A 21,518-nucleotide genomic window follows, 5' to 3' on the forward strand; every position below is an offset into this window, starting at 1 on the left:
CATTTATGAGTAAATTAAAACGTATTGCAGTATTTTGCGGCGCAAGCAGAGGGAAAGATAAAGTTTATATGGAGCAAGGCTATGCTTTAGGTAAATACATGGCAGAAAATGGTTATACTTTAGTCTACGGTGCCGGCTCTGTCGGTGTAATGGGCGCAATTTCTAATGGCGTCTTAGATAACGGTGGAGAAGCGATTGGTGTGATGCCGAAAAGCTTAGATGATAAAGAAATTACGAGCCAACGCTTAACAGATTTAGTGTTAGTAGATTCACTTCATGGTCGCAAAGCCAAAATGAGCGAATTAGCTGATGCATTTATCTTAGCACCTGGCGGCGCTGGTTCACTTGAAGAATTCTTTGAAACATATAGTTGGGCACAAATCGGTATCCACGATAAACCGATGGCAGTTTTTAATATCAACAATTTTTTCGAACCGCTTCAACAACTCATTGAATCTATGATTGAAGCTGGTTTCATTGATGATAAATATCGCGGCTTAGCTCCGCTTTATGATAACTTAGATGATTTATTCGACGGTTTAGAACACTATCGTTCTGTCGGTACACGTACTTATGATTAACACTTCTAAATTAAATAACATACTCTATGTTCATTCCAAACAAAAAGCGAGAAACGTCACCTTGAGTTTCTCGCTTTATTCATTCAGCTTTTTATAATATCTGACTTGTGTTTTTAATGGATGTGCTGCTGACACATTCGGTAATTCATAATCCTCTAAATATGTCATACCGATTTTTTCCATCACTCTTCTTGAAGCCATATTTGTTTTGGCTGTCAGACTATAAACTTCTTCGATACCTTTTTCTTTGGCATATTCAAGCACTGCTTTTGCCCCTTCTGTTGCGATACCATTGTCCCAAACCTCAGGTATCAAACGCCATCCGATTTCAAAGAAAGGCAGATCTTTAAATGGATACTGACTGCGTTTAGGGAGATAATTCAATCCGATAAAGCCAATCCATTCTCCGCTTTCTTTCAATTCTACCGCAAATAAACCAATGCCTGATTGTTTCAGTTGTTTCTGCATCGCCTGCATATCCAATTCAGAACGGCGATAGCTTAATATACTTGGGAAGAATCTGCGAACTTGTCGATTCGCATTCATTTTTTGAAATGGTAATAAATCTTTATCTTCCCAATCTCTTAACTTTAAACGTTGTGTTTCCAAATATACACTCATTTGATTCCACCTCGTACACCCATTCAATCTCTTGTGCTCTATCTAAAAAATCGATATACAAAAAAGCACTTTAGTAAAGTGTTCTCTAATCATGATAGTAATGCAAAGCGATATGACTTCACTTATAAGCGCTTTTTGTATACTTTATAAGATTGTCGAAATTACTTATAGTTGCGATTATGCTTGAGGAAATTCAGAACGCGTATTATAACTGATTAATTGAACAGTTACAGGCACTTCTTGTAAACGATCACGTTCGCTTTTAGGTGCTGTAAATACTACGTCAACAAAATCGCCTAAATGACTTAATTTATAAGTTGCTTCAAATGTATCTGTATCTGATTCAAAATTAGGCTTTTGCGCAACTCTGCGTCTTACTTGTGCTGAAGGCGCATCATGTTGGTAGCCTGTAATTTTTTCGATGGCTTTGCCGAGTTCTCTTAAAGTCATCTTATTACCTTCTAATTCAAAAAATTGTTGTTCGTACATGATTCAATCGACTCCTTTAGTTCGTTTATCCATTACCTATTTAATACCCTTCTGACTTTTCAAACAAACGCTTAAGACGGTTTGTTTTCTTTCTTGTCAGAATGCGGTGTGTGTGATTTTTGATCACTTTCTTTTGTTGTGTTAGATGACGTTTTTGCTGCTTTTTCCTTTTTATCTTTAGCTTCTTGTTCTTTTTTAGCTTTGTCTTCTGCTTCAGATTGTTGTTTTGCTCTTTCTGTCGCAACTTTATCTTTCACTTCATCTTCTAACTTATCTACACGTTCTTTCACTGATTTTTGTTCTTTTTCCAACTTCTCTTTTTTATCTTTCAACTGTTTGTTTTCTTTCTCTAGTTGTTTGATATCATTCTCAAGCGCTGTCTTCTCGTCACTTTTACCGCAAGCACTTAACATTAAAGTTGAAGCTAACAGCACCATCATCACTTTTTTCATGTATCTTTAACTCCTTTTACCATGAATCCAACGCCTATGTAACGTCAATTTGCTATGTATATTTTACCATGTATCCGGCTTCGCTCATAGTTTCCACGCATACACTAAAAAAAGAAAGCGAGATATTGCTTCAATCATTGATTTATGCGCGCAATTTAGTCATAATATGCTTGATTGTATAATATGAATCGGAGGGCAAAAGCAATGGCTAAATCTACAGAACAATTGATGCGCGAAAATAACGTAAAAGCGTTGCATCTTAATAATACAGACCGCGAAATTTTCGAAAGCTATATGACTTATATTCGTGCTGATTTACGCGTCAACCCTCATGATTCTGAATTAATGTTGAATCGTATTTTAAAAGAACTGCTAAAATCAGAAAACCAGGGTATGTTAGCCATGGATTTCTTTGATCATAATCCTCGTGCGCATGCGAAAGAAACGATTAAAAAACTAAAAAACGAAACGGTACAAAATATTTTCAAATATATTTGGCATCACATTTTGTTTTTACTTGGTATTTTTGCGTTCTTTAAAGGATTTATAGGCTTCTTCATAGGTGAAAAACCTATCTATTATTTCACATTCCCAATCATCGTTTTAATGGGATTATTTATCATCTTTTTATTCGTATGGTGGATTTTTAAAACGGTACAAATACAAGCTTTCAATAAGTCTAACTGGGTTTGGCTTTTAACTTATGCGGTTATTTTCGGCTTAATTGCGCTGTTATTTTATGTCTTATATATCCCGCAATCTTACCTTACATTTGGTCCGTCCATCCATATTGGTAATTGGACATTTATTATTGTCTCATTCATCATCACGCCAATTGCGTTTTATGTCGACCATCATTTTGTGAAGAAAAACAGCAATACTTATTTATGATAAATTAAAAAACAGCCTCAAAAGCAAGATTATCTTTGCTTTTGAGGCTGTTAGTGTTTGCACTATTTCTCAATAATTTAGTTAATTAAAATTGCTAAGAAGAACCAAATGACCATAATGATCATGACCATGGCTTGAGCTGCAGTGCTTGCTAAAAAGCCGACAACTGAACCAAAACTGGCTTTAAGTGCAGTCATTGGGTCACGTCTTAATACCATTTCTACAATAAACACTGCGATTAACGGAACTAAAATAATACCGAATGGCGGGAAAACAAAACAACCGACAATCACACCGATTAAAGCTGTGATTTCCCCTGCTTTAGAACCGCCAAAGCGTCTAGTGAAGTATTGGCTCATCATCAGATCAGCCACAAAAATAAAGATTGTTAAAATAATCATTGAGATATAAAAGACCCAAGATAATTTTCCGTTATGAAAACCGATTTGATAAATTAAAAATCCAATCCACATCATTGGCATTGATGGGATAACAGGTTTAATCAAACCAATAAATGCGGTAACGAAACACGCAATAATCAATAGCCATAAAATTGTTGCTAGCATGGTAAACCTCTTTCTTATTCAATAAATTTCTGCTCTTTCGTAAAGAAGATTAAAATCATTCCTAATGCTAAAGAAGCAGCGGATACATAGAATACATTCCCTAATCCTACGATTTGACTCATCACACCGCCAAGTAAATTCCCACATAGTTGACCTATTACAAGCGCATTCGCAAAGAGTGTTGAAGAATAACCCGGGAAATCAGGCAGGATGTCTTGGAAGTAACTGATACCAATCCCTAATAATACCGCTAAAAACATTGCTAAAAAGACTTGTCCAAGCATCATCATATAAATGTTATCAAACACTCCGATACTGAAGAAGAAGAGTGCACCAAACAATGCGCCGAATATCAATAAGGTTCTTGTTTCAAGTTTCGCAGACAAAACACCTAGGATAATCATAAATGGCACTTCTAAGCCTGCACACAAGCTCGCAAGCACTCCGACATAGTCTTCACTCTCATGAAGATAATTCGTCACAAATAGAGGCATATTAAGCGTGTACATCCACTGTCCAATATGGAGTAAGATAAATGCAACAAATGGTACGATTAATTTCTTGTGTGTCAACATACTTGGGGCTTTACGCTCGATATGTGTCCCTTCTTCAATTGGGCGATTTGTTTTCACTTCTTTAAAGAAGAAGACTTGAAGTAACAGTGTAAATAATAAAATAACTACTGTACCGCCGAACAAACCGGCATAGCCCATACTTTTATTTAACAAAGCTCCGATTAACGGACCAAATAAAAACCCGAACGAGAACATAGAACGTAATACTGTATTAGCAAATTTTGCACGACCGCGTGAAGAGGATGCATTAATAGATTCACGAGCTGAAGCATAAAGTTGAGGCATTGCAGGTGCGAACAAACCTTGGAACAAAGCATATAACGCAATATACAGCCAGATTGTATGAACATAGAAGTAAATACCGAAACTCATTGCGCCCATAAACAGCGCACCGATAATTAAGACTTTACGGTTTACATTCCCTCTGTCAGAAAAACGTGCCACAATGGTATTAACAGTAAACTGACTGATTGCGGCTAGTGCTAATAAGACACCGAACTGAGTAGTTGTCATACCAAGTTCATTTGTCGCAAATAAAACAAGATAAGGAATCGTAATCGCAATCCCCATACCGACCAGCATCATATTAACTACGAATAATTTATAATTTTTAATGTGCAGTAACGCTGCAAACATAGTCTAACCTCTCTTAAAACTTATTTAGATAATCTCTAGTTTAATCAATTTTCTTACCTTTTGGAATAGATGTACAAAGATTTCCATTAAAACAGCATATAATTTCAAAAAGCGGCGTTTCTATATAGAAATCTTCACACAAGAGAAAAAGACACCCTAGCTAGGATGTCTTATTTACACATCAGTTAATTCTGCGGAGCTTTCGCAATATCATTTACGACTAATTCTACAAATGATTCCACTTGTGGCAATTGCAACATACTAGAATCGTAACTTAGATAGGTTGAACGCACTAACGGATGTGTTTCTATATCAACTTGCTCAAAGTCAAAGCGTTCTGTGTCTAAATCTTTTACCATAATTTCTGGTAATACAGTTACACCTACACCGCCGACTAACATTTCTTTACAAGTCGCAACTTGGTCTACGGATATCATCGCATGATAATCACGTCCTAAATTACGACCATACCATTCTTTAATCTGGTTAATATAAATCGGATCAGCTTGAAACTCAATAAACGGCAGTTCTGGTGCTCTATCTCTTTGACCCTTAGGATAAATAAAATAATGTTTATCATTAAACAAATGCTGATTGTTCAAATTCAAAATCTTGCTTCCACGGATAATCATCACGTGATAATCACGATGATGCGCTTTTATATGATCAGTAGAACCTACTTTTACTTGAATTTCAACATTGGGGTATTGATCGTTATAGTGACTAAGTATTTGGGGTAATAAAGTTTGGCCGATTAAAGAAGAGCACCCTATAGAGATAGTGCCATTTACTTCGCCCATATGTGCTTGCATTTTATCAAAAAATAAACGCTCGCGCTTCAACATGTCGCGCGCATGTTCAATAACCATTGCACCTTCAGTTGTAGTGATCAACTGCTTCTTAGTACGAATAAAAATATCAACGCCGAAGGCACTTTCTATGGCCTTTAATCGTTGTGTTACAGCAGGTTGAGAAATATAAAGAATTTCAGCTGCTTTACGCAATGTACGTGTTTCATCTAACGTGATTAACAAACGGTAATCCTCAATCTTCACGTTTTATCCTCCTACTTCCTTCAATCCTTTTCTACTATGAAATAAAAACCATGCGGCAGTCTTATGACAGCGACAGCATGGTACCTTTCATACAAACACTCTTTCACACTGTGTGCTGGGTTCTCCTGACTGTTATCCTCGGTGATGATGCGTCGTATGTTTATCGTTTAAATACTTATGTTTAATCTTATTATAGCAATACATGATATTTTCTTGCATACTTGGAAAATCATGATCAATCTTCATCATTAACTGATGTGCAATGATGTATGCTTCGTGATATTGTTTCTTCGAAATTTGTTTTGTTTCTAATGCTCGTAATAAATCATCCTCGTCAACCAACTCATATTCTCCATTAGGCAATACAATAACATCTAAGCATAAATCTACTGTGCGTGCTTTACCTTTTTGCGTGATATTTTTAATATTGATATCGAAATAATATTCAAGTGGGTTGCCTTTTTCATCTAGCATCACTGTTATACTGTAACGTTTCTTATCCGGTACAATTTGAAGCCATTGATAGTTATCATCTGCGACTATCATGGTTTTACCGACGACAGAAACTTTTAAAGGTTCCTTTACTTTCTTCATTGTGATTAAGCCAATGATTCCTTTGAATTTATTATTATTCACCTTAACTTCAGTATAATCTCTTTCAATCAGACGACGCCAGTGACGTTTGTCGATGTATTTTACTTTCACTGTCACCAACTCCTTGACATTATTATATAAAACTGTCACATACATGTCACTCAATGTTTGATATTATTAAAAGTATTACACAAATTAAAAGCTCTTTTTACAAGTTGTACACATAACAATGGAGTCCTGTAAGTAAAACAGAAATAGCTTACAACAATAGAAAGGACCGTACTTTCAGCTGATAAGTACGGCCCCTTGTTTTATATCACACTATTTATTCAGTGCTTATATTAAGTTTTAATTACTTTTAATTTTTCCTAAAAAGAAACTGTTTACTTCGCTTAATTTACCTCTCCAAATCAACTTACCACTTGAAGGTGTAGGTTTATTCTCACTGATAAAGATACTTGTATCTTTTAAGTGAATATAATTGATTTCATCGTTATCACTTTCAGCGGCATAGTCACCAGCTTCATCTAAGTCTTCGCTAAATTGTTTAGACGTTGCATTGCCGCCTTTAAATGATTTGCTTAATGTTTTAAAGTATTCTTTCGCTGAAATCAATGTACCAGTCACAATGGCACCGTCGACTAATAACGAAATATCTAGAGTAAAGTCGTCTTCGTTTGCGGCTTTTACAAATGATTCAAGAATATCATCTTTAGATGTTTGTTTGTTACTCATTATATCATTCCTCTCGTTTAATTATCTGTCACCTGTGTCATCATGACTTTCTATCCACGTTCCAGCTTTTTCTTCAGACGTTTCTTCTTGCTTCTTAGTGGTCTGTGTTTTTTCTTTTTGCCTAGAAGAGGTTTCTTCTTGTTCTTCTTGAAGTTTTTCTTCAGATTCTTTTTCATCTTGTTGATTTGTTTTAGTTTCTTGTCTTTCATTTTCTTCAATTTCTTCTGATTGTTCGTCATCACTATCATCCTTTTTGAACAGGCTTGCCGTTGATGTTTTCAAGCCTTTGAGTTTTGCTCTGGCAACTTGGTTGAATTGAGTGTCTTTTTCTTTTGAACCCTTCTCTTCCTCGTTGTCTTCATCTTTAGTTTGTTCAGGTTCAGTTGGCATCTTTGAGTTTTTAGATTCCCCCGTTGCCTTTTCTTTACTATCATTTTTTTCGCTTTCATCATCTTCATCAGATTGATCATCTGATTTAGAATCATTAGCTTTTTTATTTGATGTAGATTTCTTAGGCTGCTGTTTTGTTTTCGAATTAGACTCTTCATCTTTTGAATCCTCAGAATCAGGTTTTACATTATCTGCTTTTTTAGACTCATCTGATTCAGTTGAATCTTCCTCAGCTTCGTCTTTGGATTCCTCATCGTCTGATTTACTATCTTCTTCGGATTCTTTTTTCTCATCTGAAGCTTCATCTTTATCATCAGAAGTGTCATCAACTTTAGAATCTTCAACTTGATTTTTGGACTCTTCAGCCTCATCGTCTGATTCTTCTTCTGATTGATCAGATTCATCTGTTTCTGATGTCTCATCATCTGATTTTGATTCAGACTCTTCTTCTGGCTCGGATTTTTCAGAAGTTCTTTCAGCTGATGCTTTTGATGTTTTCTCATCCGCTTCAGGTTCTTCTGATGCTTCTTCGTCTTTTGAAGTGTCTTCTTTAGAATCTTTTGCTTCGTCTTCTAACTCTTCAACCTCATCATCTGATTCAGATTCTTTTGACTCGTCCTCATCTTTTGAAGTATCTTCTTTAGAATCTTCAGCTTCGTCTTTAGACTCTTCAGTCTCACCCTCTGATTCTTCTTCTGATTCCTCAGGTTCACCTGTTTCTGAAGTGTCATCTTCTGATTCTGGTTCAGACTCTTCTTCTGATTCTGGTTTTTCAGAAGTTTTTCCGGCTGATGCTTTTGTAGTTTTTTCATCCCCTTCAGGTTCTTCTGATGCTTCTTCGTCTTTTGAAGTGTCTTCTTTAGAATCTTCAGCTTCGTCTTCGGACTCTTCAGTCTCATCGTCTGATTTATCTTCTGATTGATCAGATTCATCTGCTTCTGATGCGTCCTCGTCTTTTGAAGTGTCTTCTTTGGACTCTTCAGCTGCGTCGTCGGATTCTTCTTCTGATTCGTCAGGTTCATCTGCTTCTGATGTGTCATCTTCTGATACTAATTCTGTCTCATCTTCCGGCTCAGATTTTTTTGATGCTTTTTTATCCGCACTAGTTTCTTCTGATTCATCAGTGTCTTCATCTTTCGATGTGTCATCTTCTTTTGACTTAGATTTTTTTGATGCTTTTTTATCTTGTTCATCGTTCTCTTCATCTTCTGAGTCTTCATCATCATCTGACTCTTCTTTATCAGATTTATGCGATTTGAATCTATCGAAGAATTTCTTTTTCTTCTTACCTTTAGGCTTATCGCTGTCTTCGTCTGCTGAATCATCTTCTTCAGTTTCTTCGTTGTCTTCTGTATCTTCTACTTCCTCTGTTTCAGATTCATCAGTGTCATTTTCATCGTTGTCTTGATCGTTTTGATTTTCTTCATTTTCTCGATCATCTTCACCTTGGACTAATACTGTTGTGTTTTCTTCTTTGTCTTCATCTTCTTGAATGTCGTGTGATTTTTCTTCGTCGGGTGCTTTTTTTTTGAAAGGATTGTTAGGGGAAGGTGTTAAGCTGCTTATTTTTTTCTTAGTTGTATGACCAAATTCTTTGGCAGTCCCTTTTAATACAATTTTACTTAATTCTTTTACGATTTTCTTACGGCTCTTAGGAGCCGTAAGATAACCGAAAGAAGCCCCTACTAATCCACCAGCTATGGTTTTGGTTAAGTTGATTTCACGCTTTTGATTCTTTTTTTGTTTTTTTCTAGATTTTTTACTCATCCTTATCCTCTCCATCTAATTGCTTATCGGATGCCTTTTTGGTTGAAGCATTTTTAGCTGTAGACTTCTCTGTTGAAGGTGCTTCATTTTGTTCGTTGAGTTTATTTTCTAAAGCTTCAACTTTCTTTTGTAGTTCTTTGTTTTCAGCTTCAGCATTTTGTTGTTCTGCAATTTTCATGTCTGTAGCTCTAGATGTGAGATACGGATCTGTTTCCCACCAATCTAAGCCCATTTCTTTAGCCTTATCAACTGAAGCTACGATTAAACGAATTTTGATGGTCAATAATTCGACATCTGCGATGCCGACTCTGATATCTCCGGCGATTACGACACCTTTATCTAATACTTTCTCTAATACATCTACTAAGTTACTAGAACCGTTTGAAGCAGGAGGCAGTTGTTCATTTGCCATAACTTATTCTCACTCCCTTAATCAAATTCATAACGAACTGTTACATAAGTCTTCCTAAAGGACCTAAGTCGATGTTTAAATCTTCATCGTCTAGTCCAAATACGTCTTTCAGTTCTTCCATTTTTTCTTCTAAATCCATTAAGGCAACACCTAACTCTTCGATTTGTTCGTCAGTCAGTGTTCCGCCTTCTACACGTCTGATGGCATGGCGTTCTACAATTTGTCTCAATAACTCAATTACTGTCATTACTAATTGCGCTAATCCATCTTCTGCATTATCTTGGCCTAAGTTGATACGTGAGCTATTATTATTCATCTGTGGCATCTAGAAGTTCCCTCCTTTGTTCATCAAATGCTTCGGAAGTAATATCATGTCGACGATTGCCCATAGAAGACTGTACTAATGTTTCTACTGAAGAAATCAAAACACGTAAGTCTAAATAGACTAAGTCTATATTGGCAATCGAAATGATTAAATCTCCTCTGATCGCAACACCTTTATCGAGAATGACATCTAAAATATCAATGAGACCGACTTCTTTGTTTTCTATAGTTTCTCTTGTCGACGGCATCTCTATCCACCTCCATATTAGTTAAAGCTAGAAAAATGGTAGGCAGGCCAAGGTCCAGCGACTTCTATATGCCATCCTTCTTCAGGTAATTCATTTTTAGTGTCATCAATGACTTCAAGAAAATCATTTACCTTTTCATTAGGTACAAGATAGACACTGTTATATACCATTTCTTCTTCTAAACCTGTTACATCTCTGCCCCAATTCTTTTTAATTGAGAAATCAACAGCTAATGCTTTGAGGTTTTGATGTAAGTCTTCGCTGACTCGGTCTTTTTCATTTTCTAACTCTTTATCAACGATGCTGTCAATTTTCTTTTCCGCAAAGAAACGACGGCCGCGTGGCAAGTCTTTGATTTCTTCACGTTTTTCTTCAACAGCTTTGTTATTTTTGCTGACTTCTTTGCGAAGTTTCTTATCGTTTGTATAAATTTTAACTGTCCATTCTTCTTTATCTTCTAGGAAATTGAAAGTGGCAGTAATTTTTTCGCTATAACCTTGAATTGTTGATTTCAAACTGTCTTTTGTTTTGTAAATCGTACAGAACTTCAATGGAACTAAAGTAAAGTTTTGATAAAGTGTTTCAATCGTTTCATGATGATGAACAGCTTTCTTCTGTAGCCATTCCATATCATTATCGATTTTATCTTCGATTACTTCTTCTGAATATTCATTCCCATCTAAATCACATACAATTGCTGTGATTTTATCATCAACAGGAACTGTATATAAGCTGCCTTCACCATCAAAACCAGTTAGGGAAGGAAGGTCTTGGTTTTCTAGTTCCGCTTCTGGAACAAGTGCATATAAATATAACAAGTTTTCCATTCGCTATTCATCTTCCTTTTGTTGTATCATTGCTTCTGCTTCATCAATTTCTTTTTGTTTAGCCGTTTCATAACGTGCTAATAATTGTTCTTCTTTTTCCTTGTATTCGTCTTCTGGTATCTCACCTAGTTCTTCTTGCATTTGTAATTGAATTAATTTCTTTTCAATTGTCGGAAGGTCATAAAGTTCTTTGTCCGCTTCATCTTTGACTTGTTCTGCAATTTTTTTCAATAACTTAAGTGAGCCATATACTATCATTTTATGATCCCTCGATATTAAGACGGATATTCACAAAGTTGTAAGCGGCCCATGGACCTGTGTACTTGAACTCTACTTTGTCTTCCCATTTTTCATAGAGTTTATTTACTAAATCATCAAAGGCTTGATCATTTTTCTCATCAACTAAAAATGCTGCATTTAATAGCATTTTCTCGCTTTGAGGTTCATTCGATTTAGCAGATGCACTCAACTCTGCGAGCGGTTCATAAATATCCGCTTCTATTTTATTAGATAATTGCTTGAAAACATCTTGTGTCGCAGAACCCAGTTGAATACGTTCATAGTAGCCTGCATCTTCTGATTTGCTGCGTACTGATTTTGCCATTTCCTGTAATTTAGGGTCGTCATTCACTACTGACTCTAACCACTCTTGTTTGCCAATGACTTTTAGTCCTAATTCAAATTTTCCTTTGATTTCAGGGAATAACGTTTCAAATTGCGGGTACAATTTTTCAAGTAAAGCTTTAACATCGTCTTTAGACTTAAATACGTTACCGAAACTGATAGGAATCACTGCATCTTTTTCTTTCATAACAGTCGCCACAACATTTTGGTGCATCATTAAATTATCTTTCTTCGGTGCATAAATCTTCATCGGAACTTCTGCAGCAACAATAGCTGCATCTTTATATCTGATTGTGAACAACTCACGATTTTCACCTTCTACTTCAACAGTTCCGAAATCGTCGTTTTGATCTGTCTGTGTTCCACAAAATATATAAATCCCTGTTTCTTCTTGTGCCATAAGCTTATCTCCTTTGAGTACCTAGTATTAGTGTCCTTTAATTAAAGCGTTTATTAATTAACTACCGTCTACTTTACTTCTGTAACGAATACCTTCACGTTTAAATGAAGTGACTTCGCCATCTTTATCTAATACAACGCTATACGTGCCAAGCATTTCATCTTTCGCGTAACGTTTCATATATTCTTTCTCTTCAATCACTTCAACTGTCGCAGTCCAACCTGATTCATCGCCTTCACGTTCTTCGATTGAAGTAATTTTGAAAGGCGGTGCTACATTTTCATTGAAGAATTCTCTAATTTTACTCATAAGTTCTTTGATCGTCATAATTATCCTCCATCAATCTTATATAGTAAGAGATGACGACAACATTCCGTCGCCGCCTCCCTTTTAATTTAAAAATTAAACACTATATTTTGATTTTTTCTTGTCGTCTGCTTCTTTTGTTTCTGCTTCTTCTGGTTCACTTTGTTGAGAAATTTGTTGCTGTTGGTTCGTATCTCCTGAAAGTTGTTCTTGTTGTTGGCCTGGTAAGCCTTCTTCTTCAACTTCATCACGCAGTAAGCCTACAGCTTCTGCATATCTTAACCAAGTATCTACGCTGGCAATTACGATTCTTGCTTCGATAGTTAAGATTTCGATACCTACTACTGAAACTCTAACGTAAGCATCAATAACGATACCTTTATCTAAAATTCTGTCGATTACTTCTGCTAAACTAGACGTATCTGCACTTCTTTGTACTGAACTCATAATGTTCAATCCCCTCTCAAATTGATATTGTTTTCATTCGTTAAACTTTTAATGTTTCTTTTAGTTGTCAATCAATGTTGATTTATTATCTTCTACTCCCTTAATGTCTGAGGCATGTTTAATGTCGTTGTAGCTTTTAATGTTAGAAATACCTTTGATATTTTGAACACTTTTGATGTCTTGAACACCTTTGATTTTTTTCTTGCTGTTGCCGGACTCATCTTTGTTGATTTTTTCTTGGAATGCTTCCCCAGCTTCTTTGACTTGTCCTAATTTATCACGTGTCTTTAACAGGGCGCCTTGCATTTTGTCTGTTGCTTTATCTGCAACTTCAGGCACAACTTCTTGGTTTTTCTCTTTCACTTGTTGTAATTTGCCTGCTGCTTGATCTGCTTTATCTTGAACGCCTTCTGTTATTTTCTCTTCCATCATCTCGTGTGCTTTATCTTTTAATTTATCTTTTGCTTTATCTTCAATTTCGTCAGGAGTCTTTTCAATTGCTTTTTTTGCCACTGCACCAGCAGCTTTTTTCACCATTTTATTAGGCATTGTAGACCTCCTTTAAATTGATATTTTCTTTTTTGATAGAAACCACCTTTGACTTATCAATAAATAAAATAAATAAAGATGTCTAAGATGTTTTTCTGTACATTCTTATCGTTTGATTCAAAGGATGTCTGAATACCTTTAAATTATTTATTGTTTTTAGTTGAATATTCGATTTAGTTGTAAAATCTATTTTCTTTCATGTTAATTACAGCACCACTTTGAATTTAAACTCAAACACAATTACAACTTTTGAAACATTCTCTTAATCTACATTACAATCATTGTATTGACGTTTAACATCTTGAGGTTTTGAAAGTGCTTGTATTACTAGTTAAAAAAGGTGCCAGTTTTTTTAACTGTGCACCTTTTCGATTGAACGTTTAACCAAAGTTTATTTTTTACGGAAAAGAGATTTCTTACGTTTTTTCGATGTTGTATATTGATCTAATTTATCTTCTAAAAATTGTAAACGTTGTTGCAATGTTTCATTTTCGGATTTCAATAACTGAAACTGTTTCTTATTTGGTTTCTTTTTACGTTTTTTACCTTTAGTATTTTTACTGAATAACCTAGCATTTTTCTTACCTTTTTTGCCTTTTTTCTTCTTATCATCACCAAAGATAGAGTCTTTTAAATCAGAAGCTTTATCTTTTAATGATGCATTTGAAGCATTCTTTTTAGTATAAAGTGCTTTTTTATCTTGCTTAGGTTTTAAGACATAACCAAGACCTGCACCGACTGCTCCCCCAGCCACTGTGCGGTATACGGGACTAGATGTCCATTTTTTCTTCTTAGGTTGTAACTTTTTAGTTTTTTCTGTCTGGTTTTTAATTTGTTTGCTCATACTGTTTTCCCCTCTACTTTCTTAATGTTTTTACAGTAACTCTTCAAAGCGATCTTCTAAACGACTGATAGCTTCTTTAAGCTGTTCATTTTCTTCTAATAATGCTTCGTAATATTCTTCTTCATCTAACTCTTCTTCGTCTTCATCATCGTAAGCATCGTCTTCATCTTCTACGTATGCTTCTTCAAATTCTTCATCATCTTCATAATATTCTTCGTCTTCGTCCTCTTCATCGGGCTTTTGAAAAAAATCGCGGGTTTTATTTTCAATATTCATCGCGATGTAGGCTTTAATATTTTCTTCAGTAATTTCATAAACATCTGAAGCAATATTTTGGAATAACTCTGATTCTTTTACACGGTGAATCATATTTTGAGTGCCTTCTCGTCTATAGAACCAGCCGAAAGTTGCGCCGAACACACCGCCTACAATAGCATCAGCGACATGAATGTTTTTATTGCCCTTGTTTTTCTTCTTTTTAATATTTACGCCCTTTTTATACCTGCTCACGATAACACCCCTCTCTCTTTAATTGGTATTATTGTTTTTACCCTCAACTCTAATTTACAAACAAATCATTTTCGTATTCATTTATACTTTTTAGGTAAAACGTATTTTGTATTTTATTTTTATCGATTGAGAATTAGCCTGTAAGATAAAAACTATTTACCAATAAAATCCTCTCCAATATTCGCTTTAAACATTTAAACTTCATCAATGCGAATAGATTAAATAGCTGATTCGTAAGACGTATTAAATTCTAGGTGTTACCCTAATATAAATTTCTGCTATAGTTAAAATATTTCGAGATACAAAAAAAGCACTTGTTTTAGCTTGGGCTCGTTCCCAAAATCTAAAGCAAGTGCCTGGTAAAACATAGATTCAATTTTAAAATCAATCAATAGTTTCTAGTGCATAGTGTTCAATCACTTCAATCAAATGAGGATACGCTTTTTTAAGTTCCGCTTGATCAAACATTTCAAAATGCTCAAACATGAAACCTGGTTGGCACATACATCCAACCAGCGCATAGCCTTTTTCATCTTTAATCGAAGATGCAAAAATTGTACCTGCAGGCACAACGTGTTGTAGCACTTCACCCTTTGTTTTATCGGGTCCAAGGTCTACCGCTTCATATTGGCCATTAGGATAAATCATATGCACTGTTAAAGTGTTACCATAGTGGTAATACCAAATTTCATCTGCATCTATACGATGAAAATGTGAGATATTATCATCTGTTAATAAAAAATAAATACTCGTATAAGCTGGACGTGCTTGTCCTTCTTCTTGGCGTTCAGCTTTAATAATTTCTTTATAATAGCCGCCTTCTGGATGCGGTAATAAATCTAATTGGCGCACCCATTCCGATACAGAATGTTCCATTACTTAATCCAAGTCCACGTTATGATAAACGTTTTGAACATCTTCTAAATCTTCTAACGCATCGATTAAGCCTTCTAAAGTTGCTTTGTCTTCATCTGATAATTGGATGTCGTTTTGAGGTAACATTTCAAATTCAGCAACTTCGAATTCTTCAACGCCGCTTTCTTTTAAAGCTTCTTGTACTTGTGCAAATTGATCTGGTTCAGCATAAACGATAGTTAAATCACCGTCTTCGACAACATCTCGCACATCTAAATCTTTTTCCATTAAAACTTCTAAGATTTCATCTGCAGATTTGCCTTCAAATGCGAAAGTACCTGTATGTGTGAACATATATGATACTGAACCTGATACACCCATGTTACCGCCATTTTTACCGAAAGCAGCACGTACATCTGATGCAGTACGGTTAACATTATTAGTCAATGCATCAACAATCAGCATTGAACCGCTAGGACCAAACCCTTCATAACGTAATTCATCGTAGTTTTCATCATCATTACCTTTTGCTTTGTCAATCGCTCGGTCGATGATGTTTTTCGGTACATTATACGTTTTTGCACGTTCAAGCACTAAACGTAATGCTTGGTTCGATTCTGGATCAGGTTCACCAGATTTCGCAGCTACATAAATTTCTTTACCGAATTTCGCATAAATACGACTTGTATTTTTATCTTTTTGGGCTTTTTTCTCTTTGATGTTATTCCATTTACGTCCCATACTTCCATCTCGCTTTCGCTCTCAATTTTTAACATCAACTATTATACATGATTTCACGCTTAATATATAGTTATTGAAAACCAAGTTCCCCTTTTGTGCATAATTACTTTGAATCCTCATAAAAAAACAGCCCAAAAACCGGGCTGTTCATCCACAATATTATATCTCTCTAGTATGGGGTGTTCAGATGTATTATCAACCTAAAAACTTATCAATGTCTTTAAGCATTTGATCAAGTTTTTCTATGTTTTTATCATCCATATAAATATAAACCTTACGTTCGTCAGACTCAGAACGGACTTTGCTGACACGGTCTTGATTGACTAGTTTACGAATGGATGCCAAAACTTTAGTTCGGCTAATTTCAAATGAATCTGTTGCAATCTTTAAAAAGGGCTGCATTAACATCTTTTCTTCGGTGCAATTCTCATGAACACAATTAAGTATTACAAAGTCATTCATGTTGATTTTATATGTTTCTTCAATGAAACGTGTCAAATCCATAAATTTTTTGTATTCATTGAGCAATTTCTCTAAGTTACTTTTTTTCAAAGTATACGCCTCCAGATTTTATATCGATATAATACATTAAGTATGAATATTAAAACTCTAAAAGTCTTTAGTGTTTCCCCACATTGTCTTTGCAATTTTCCTAAGTACGACAAATTGAATTATATAAAATACAATTACCTTTTATAAACTTCAATCTATTTCGTTGTTTTATATAAAGAAATCAATTGCAATGAATTATATTCAACATCAACACTCAATGTGCCATTGTTAAAGTTGTGTTCAAATACATCAAACTTTGGATTATTGGCGTTTTTTATCTTACGTTTTAAATCTTTTGGCCATTTAAATGTAGGCATGATATTGGGTGAAATAATCTCCTTGATATTACCGTGTTTATAATCTGTTACTTCACGTGTTACCAAATAATTGTCTCTTAAACTTTTATCTTTAAAACCGATATAGAAACGATGACAACTTTGATTACCTTCATGTATTTCATTTTCAATAATACGCCAGTCATAGACGATAATACTGTAATGTTCATCCCCACGTGTCATGAGACAAGCATCATCTTCATAGAAATAAAACGTCTCAAATCCAGACAGTTGTCTATATAAAAAATACAGTGTGGTCTTGAAACCATTTGTATCAAAAAGAAATGCGATATTCGTATCAGTACGTTGATATAAATCCACGCCGATTCCAGATAAAATACTATAAAAGCGCATAAACATATACATCATTAATGGTGTGCTATCTAAGAGACTCATATCTTCATTCAATAATTTCCTATTCGGAACATTAAGCAGTATATATTTACGTTCTTCTAAATGAACTTGTTTCATAACTGACTGCAGCGCATTCAAATTGACTAGTTGTTTCATCGGCATTTTTTTATAAGATTTTTCCAAATAAGGATGTTTCAACTTTTCATTATCAATAAAGAAATAATCAAAATTCACTCGTTTAATTGGGAGTTCTAATGCTTTAAATTTTTCAGGATCATTAAACAATTTAGTAACATCTAGGTTAAAATTAACATTAAACCCAATTTCTTTAATTCTCATTTTTTGTATATAGATGTCTTTCAATGATTGATTCTGCAAACTAAATGTTATCGAAATCTTAGATGTATCCTTTTTAAGATCTGCATAGGCTTGATGATCTGTAAATGCACGTGACTGTAATAATTCATGTTTCACATAATCAATATCTTCTTTTGATTCAAGTTCAAAAGCTACTCTCGCATTGCTTTGATAGATAGTATCAAGCATAGCAACTAGTTCACTCGTGCTAAAATGTTGATGAATCGTTGGTATACTTGGATGGATTAAGAACATCACTTCATCATCGAAATCAAAGATTTCTTGATGCCTGTGATAAACCATCACTTCCTTCAATTCTTCAAGCGTGCGAATTTGAATCGTCATCACAAACGGACGTGTAGGAGAATAGATGGGATTATTATTATCTACATAAATAATGTTCTCTTTATCTTCTGTCCAGTTCTTCAGTATGTCTTTGATTTTCTTTAAATATACTTTTTTACCTTGTTCACTGACTTCAGAATCTTGATCCTTTACTAAATAACAAAGGTCTTTACTCAGCTTAGATTTATGTCTGTAGTCATTAGGCGTGGTATCTAAATGACGTTTAAATTTCCGATAATAACCACTGAAATTACTGAAACCTACTTCTTCAGAGATATCCAAAATTTTTCGGTCAGTCGTTACTAACATTTCTATAGAAAGTCCAATTCGTAATGTTTCAATATAATTTCTGAAACCCATATTAAATATTTTATAAAAGGAAGAAGAGAGTGTTGTCGGAGAAATATAAACTTCTTTAGCTACTGTCTCTAAAGTCAGTTTCTCTCCAATATGTTCGTTGATATAATCTACGATTTTCTTTTCTCTATAATCTAGCGATGCAATTAACTGGTGTGACGTATGTTTGATTTCAACACTCGCCTCTTCAATTAAAATGTCGCATATCTCACTAATACATTTTTTAATCAGTTCTTCTGTTAAGGTTTCTTCAAGATACTTTTCCAATAAGATCAACATTGCTTTTTCAATTTTACTGTTCGACTGAACCATTTGAATATTAAAGCAATAATTAAAAAAAGCGAAATCCTTCTCAAGGAACCAATCACTCGCAACATAAACCATCATCATCTTTTTGTTTTTCGAAACTTGAAAAACTTCATTATGGTTGATGAGACAAACCGTGTTATTTACTGTTTCAACTTGAGCGGACCTTTGGATTTCTGCTGTATCGTTTACTGGCCAAAGTAATAACACTCCATCATAACAACGATTGGCTGGCAAATTTTCAGCTGCGTATAAATCGATAATACTACTTCTCATTTATATAACCTTTAATAAAATAAGCTGTTTTAAGTCGTAATGATACATCTCTCTTTATTTTATTCCTTCCTGTAATTTCTCTAGGACTATACTCTACAAATTTAGCACACAACGCAATTAGACACAAATTTTAAAACTTAATAGTATTTTTATGTTGTTTCAAATTACGTAACGTATGATTATATCGTACTATTCTTATCAATGATAACTAGATTGTATAATATAATGAAGGACTGGAACATTGTTTTTCTTTGTTCCAGTCCTATTCTTGATGATATTAATCTCTAAAACGATTAGCTAAACTTAAGATATTAATAATAATATTCAATAAGTTCACAAATAAATTAAAGCCCATTTCACTTGGTGCAAATTGTCCTCGTTTCAATCTGTTAAAGTCATACAATGTATACAGCAAGAATAAACCAACTGCTACAACATTGATAACAGTATAAAAAATCGGGTTTTGCACAAAGAAACCAATTAAAGTGGCCACAATTAACGCGATTAATACTACAAATAGATATTTGCCGATACTTGATGCATTCTGCACGAAAAAGTATCCAATGACACCAAACGCAATAAAGGCACCTACTGCAAGTGCTACGTTTTTATAAAATAACTCTGGACCTAAATTCTGCATGTATGTCGTAAATGCAGCATAAGCTAATAACCCAATTGCTACAGCATATATATTAGATATTAAAAAGCCGAATTTACGTGATCGATTCACAAATAACGAAATCAAAATTAATACCGTCAAACCGATAGAGAGTGGTCTTCTCCAAGCATCAGGCAGATACTGGCCAAAATATGTACCAATACCAAAAATAAGCCAAAAGTACATAAAGTAAAGCCAAACCTTCGCATAAGCACTCGATTTAGAGGTAGTATGTGTTGCGTTTACCAAGTTGTTCAACTCCTTCATTGAAACTATTTGTTAATTATTATTTCATAGAGTGTATTCTGATTTCCACTTTCTGATTTAGCAACTATAAATCTTCAAAGCGCTTTAGTGTATTGTCATTTTTCATTACAAACATTACATTAGTATTATCAAAATCCAAATTTTCCTTCAATAAACCCTATATTGTCTAGTGTTTTCTGAATTTTAGACAATTCAGGTTTTATTAAAAATTATTACAAGCACGTAACAACCGACAAATCTCCGCATATTTTTGATAAGATGTGGAAGTATAGAAATAATGATTGATATTCGTATTACATAGCAAATATAAAACGAATGTATAATTACTGAACCAAACTTATTAGAGGAGGAATCTCATTTGAAAAAGTTAGCAGTTACATTTTCAGTTGCAACAGGTGCAGCCTTAGCGCTTACTCAACAAGATGCTGATGCATCGACACAGCATACAGTACAAGCTGGTGAATCACTTTGGTCTATTGCACAAGAATACGGCACTTCTATCGAAAGCATTAAACAAGATAACAATTTATCAAATAATATGGTGTTCCCTGGCCAAGTCATTACAGTAAATGGCAGCAGTCAAAGTTCAAATACAGGGGCGACTGTTAACATTTCTGGTGGCACACATACAGTGCAAGCTGGTGAATCATTAAATATCATCGCAAATCAATATGGTACATCTGCTGAGGCAATCATGTCAGCTAACGGCTTGAATGGTTATTTAATTCACCCTGGCCAACAATTAAAAATTTCTGGCGCAGCTGGTGGTTCAGGCGGTACACCTACAGCTACACCTGCAACGAACCAATCACCGACATTTAATCATGCTAACTTATATGACTGGGGACAATGTACTTGGCATGTATTCAATCGTCGTGCTGAAACAGGCCAACCAATCAGTACATACTGGTGGAACGCAGATCATTGGGCAAACAATGCACAAGCTGACGGTTACACAGTAAACAACACACCTGCAGCTGGTTCAATTATGCAGAACTATGAAGGACCAATCGGTCATGTTGCATATGTAGAACAAGTGAATGGTGATGGCAGCATTTTAATTTCTGAAATGAACTACAATACACCTCCAGGCATTGTCGACTACCGTACAATTCCTGCTTCAATGGCTTCTAGCTATAACTACATTCATTAATAATCTAAAAAGGCGATGACGCATCGTCTTTTTATTTTGGCTTAAATTTGGAAACCAATAGATGATGTAACATGCTAATCAAACTGAGCGCCTCAATAGCTTTTATATAGTTCTAAGCC

27 protein-coding genes and 1 pseudogene are annotated in these 21,518 nt (G+C 34.7%); 3 read left to right on the forward strand and 25 right to left on the reverse strand.

Annotated features, from left to right (window positions below):
- The first annotated feature begins 5 nt into the window (after positions 1-5).
- The gene (locus HMPREF3031_RS01205) at positions 6-581 is read left to right on the forward strand and encodes an LOG family protein (RefSeq protein WP_002481470.1); all 576 of its coding nucleotides are present in this window, start codon (positions 6-8) and stop codon (positions 579-581) included.
- Between the two features lie 75 nt (positions 582-656).
- Here the strand turns inward: HMPREF3031_RS01205 and HMPREF3031_RS01210 are convergent, their stop codons facing one another.
- The 3 genes from HMPREF3031_RS01210 to HMPREF3031_RS01220 all read right to left on the reverse strand — a co-directional run bounded on the left by HMPREF3031_RS01210 (position 657) and on the right by HMPREF3031_RS01220 (position 2,143).
- Positions 657-1,202, reverse strand: a complete 546-nt coding sequence (locus HMPREF3031_RS01210; RefSeq protein WP_002481469.1) for a GNAT family N-acetyltransferase — start codon at positions 1,200-1,202, stop codon at positions 657-659.
- Between the two features lie 177 nt (positions 1,203-1,379).
- On the reverse strand, positions 1,380-1,691 hold the full coding sequence (locus HMPREF3031_RS01215) for a hypothetical protein (protein ID WP_002481468.1): 312 nt from the start codon (positions 1,689-1,691) through the stop codon (positions 1,380-1,382).
- A 71-nt stretch (positions 1,692-1,762) separates the two neighbouring features.
- The gene (locus HMPREF3031_RS01220) at positions 1,763-2,143 is read right to left on the reverse strand and encodes an SA0632 family lipoprotein (RefSeq protein ID WP_002481467.1); all 381 of its coding nucleotides are present in this window, start codon (positions 2,141-2,143) and stop codon (positions 1,763-1,765) included.
- Between the two features lie 204 nt (positions 2,144-2,347).
- On the opposite strand from HMPREF3031_RS01220, the gene HMPREF3031_RS01225 reads away from it, so the two are divergent.
- On the forward strand, positions 2,348-3,034 hold the full coding sequence (locus tag HMPREF3031_RS01225; protein ID WP_002481466.1) for a DUF1129 family protein: 687 nt from the start codon (positions 2,348-2,350) through the stop codon (positions 3,032-3,034).
- A gap of 77 nt (positions 3,035-3,111) precedes the next feature.
- On the opposite strand, the gene HMPREF3031_RS01230 is transcribed toward HMPREF3031_RS01225, so the two are convergent.
- From HMPREF3031_RS01230 to HMPREF3031_RS01335, 22 genes and pseudogenes are all read right to left on the reverse strand, one after another.
- Positions 3,112-3,600 (reverse strand): DUF456 domain-containing protein, encoded by a 489-nt coding sequence (locus HMPREF3031_RS01230; protein WP_002481465.1) that lies wholly within the window; start codon positions 3,598-3,600, stop codon positions 3,112-3,114.
- A gap of 14 nt (positions 3,601-3,614) precedes the next feature.
- Entirely contained in the window at positions 3,615-4,811 is a 1,197-nt protein-coding gene (locus tag HMPREF3031_RS01235) for a sugar efflux transporter (protein WP_002481464.1), read from the reverse strand.
- 185 nt (positions 4,812-4,996) lie between these two features.
- The gene (locus HMPREF3031_RS01240) at positions 4,997-5,866 is read right to left on the reverse strand and encodes a LysR family transcriptional regulator (protein ID WP_002481463.1); all 870 of its coding nucleotides are present in this window, start codon (positions 5,864-5,866) and stop codon (positions 4,997-4,999) included.
- 132 nt (positions 5,867-5,998) lie between these two features.
- The gene (locus tag HMPREF3031_RS01245) at positions 5,999-6,571 is read right to left on the reverse strand and encodes a ribonuclease FAU-1 family protein (protein WP_002481462.1); all 573 of its coding nucleotides are present in this window, start codon (positions 6,569-6,571) and stop codon (positions 5,999-6,001) included.
- A 237-nt stretch (positions 6,572-6,808) separates the two neighbouring features.
- Positions 6,809-7,195, reverse strand: coding sequence for a gas vesicle accessory protein GvpU (gene gvpU / locus HMPREF3031_RS01250; protein ID WP_002481461.1), 387 nt, complete (start codon positions 7,193-7,195; stop codon positions 6,809-6,811).
- 21 nt (positions 7,196-7,216) lie between these two features.
- Positions 7,217-9,352, reverse strand: a complete 2,136-nt coding sequence (locus HMPREF3031_RS01255) for a YtxH domain-containing protein (RefSeq protein WP_002481460.1) — start codon at positions 9,350-9,352, stop codon at positions 7,217-7,219.
- A 97-nt stretch (positions 9,353-9,449) separates the two neighbouring features.
- Positions 9,450-9,764 (reverse strand): annotated as a pseudogene (locus HMPREF3031_RS01260) (gas vesicle protein); the annotation flags it as partial.
- A gap of 40 nt (positions 9,765-9,804) precedes the next feature.
- Positions 9,805-10,089 (reverse strand): gas vesicle protein K, encoded by a 285-nt coding sequence (locus tag HMPREF3031_RS01265; RefSeq protein ID WP_002481458.1) that lies wholly within the window; start codon positions 10,087-10,089, stop codon positions 9,805-9,807.
- Positions 10,073-10,336: a gas vesicle protein gene (locus HMPREF3031_RS01270; protein WP_002481457.1), complete on the reverse strand. Its 264-nt coding sequence runs from the start codon at positions 10,334-10,336 to the stop codon at positions 10,073-10,075. The genes HMPREF3031_RS01265 and HMPREF3031_RS01270 overlap by 17 nt, the downstream gene beginning before the upstream one ends.
- 17 nt (positions 10,337-10,353) lie before the next feature.
- A complete protein-coding gene (locus HMPREF3031_RS01275) occupies positions 10,354-11,163 on the reverse strand; it encodes a GvpL/GvpF family gas vesicle protein (protein ID WP_002481456.1) in 810 nt (269 codons plus the stop codon).
- A gap of 3 nt (positions 11,164-11,166) precedes the next feature.
- Positions 11,167-11,421 (reverse strand): gas vesicle protein GvpG, encoded by a 255-nt coding sequence (locus HMPREF3031_RS01280; protein WP_002481455.1) that lies wholly within the window; start codon positions 11,419-11,421, stop codon positions 11,167-11,169.
- Position 11,422: 1 nt separating this feature from the next.
- Entirely contained in the window at positions 11,423-12,187 is a 765-nt protein-coding gene (locus HMPREF3031_RS01285; protein ID WP_070724559.1) for a GvpL/GvpF family gas vesicle protein, read from the reverse strand.
- 57 nt (positions 12,188-12,244) lie between these two features.
- Positions 12,245-12,514, reverse strand: a complete 270-nt coding sequence (gene gvpO / locus HMPREF3031_RS01290) for a gas vesicle protein GvpO (RefSeq protein WP_002481453.1) — start codon at positions 12,512-12,514, stop codon at positions 12,245-12,247.
- Between the two features lie 75 nt (positions 12,515-12,589).
- Positions 12,590-12,940 (reverse strand): gas vesicle protein GvpJ, encoded by a 351-nt coding sequence (gene gvpJ, locus HMPREF3031_RS13640; RefSeq protein WP_002481452.1) that lies wholly within the window; start codon positions 12,938-12,940, stop codon positions 12,590-12,592.
- Positions 12,941-13,000: 60 nt separating this feature from the next.
- Positions 13,001-13,489 (reverse strand): gas vesicle protein GvpQ, encoded by a 489-nt coding sequence (gene gvpQ / locus HMPREF3031_RS01300; RefSeq protein WP_002481451.1) that lies wholly within the window; start codon positions 13,487-13,489, stop codon positions 13,001-13,003.
- A 391-nt stretch (positions 13,490-13,880) separates the two neighbouring features.
- Positions 13,881-14,333: a hypothetical protein gene (locus HMPREF3031_RS01305; protein WP_002481450.1), complete on the reverse strand. Its 453-nt coding sequence runs from the start codon at positions 14,331-14,333 to the stop codon at positions 13,881-13,883.
- A gap of 30 nt (positions 14,334-14,363) precedes the next feature.
- The gene (locus HMPREF3031_RS01310; protein WP_002481449.1) at positions 14,364-14,843 is read right to left on the reverse strand and encodes a hypothetical protein; all 480 of its coding nucleotides are present in this window, start codon (positions 14,841-14,843) and stop codon (positions 14,364-14,366) included.
- A 384-nt stretch (positions 14,844-15,227) separates the two neighbouring features.
- Entirely contained in the window at positions 15,228-15,719 is a 492-nt protein-coding gene (locus HMPREF3031_RS01315; RefSeq protein ID WP_002481448.1) for a cupin domain-containing protein, read from the reverse strand.
- A 3-nt stretch (positions 15,720-15,722) separates the two neighbouring features.
- Positions 15,723-16,439, reverse strand: coding sequence for a YebC/PmpR family DNA-binding transcriptional regulator (locus HMPREF3031_RS01320; RefSeq protein ID WP_002481447.1), 717 nt, complete (start codon positions 16,437-16,439; stop codon positions 15,723-15,725).
- Between the two features lie 195 nt (positions 16,440-16,634).
- Entirely contained in the window at positions 16,635-16,991 is a 357-nt protein-coding gene (locus HMPREF3031_RS01325; RefSeq protein WP_002481446.1) for a transcriptional regulator, SarA/Rot family, read from the reverse strand.
- Positions 16,992-17,146: 155 nt separating this feature from the next.
- A complete protein-coding gene (locus tag HMPREF3031_RS01330; protein ID WP_002481445.1) occupies positions 17,147-19,321 on the reverse strand; it encodes a helix-turn-helix domain-containing protein in 2,175 nt (724 codons plus the stop codon).
- Positions 19,322-19,598: 277 nt separating this feature from the next.
- Positions 19,599-20,246 carry a Bax inhibitor-1/YccA family protein gene (locus HMPREF3031_RS01335; protein ID WP_051035999.1) on the reverse strand — a complete coding sequence of 216 codons (648 nt, stop codon included), beginning with the start codon at positions 20,244-20,246 and terminating at the stop codon, positions 19,599-19,601.
- Between the two features lie 358 nt (positions 20,247-20,604).
- Between HMPREF3031_RS01335 and HMPREF3031_RS01340 the strand changes: the two genes are divergently transcribed.
- The gene (locus HMPREF3031_RS01340; RefSeq protein ID WP_061054879.1) at positions 20,605-21,399 is read left to right on the forward strand and encodes a CHAP domain-containing protein; all 795 of its coding nucleotides are present in this window, start codon (positions 20,605-20,607) and stop codon (positions 21,397-21,399) included.
- Positions 21,400-21,518: the final 119 nt, after the last annotated feature.

Source organism: Staphylococcus sp. HMSC072B07, from assembly GCF_001815505.1.
Lineage (GTDB): Bacteria > Bacillota > Bacilli > Staphylococcales > Staphylococcaceae > Staphylococcus > Staphylococcus simulans.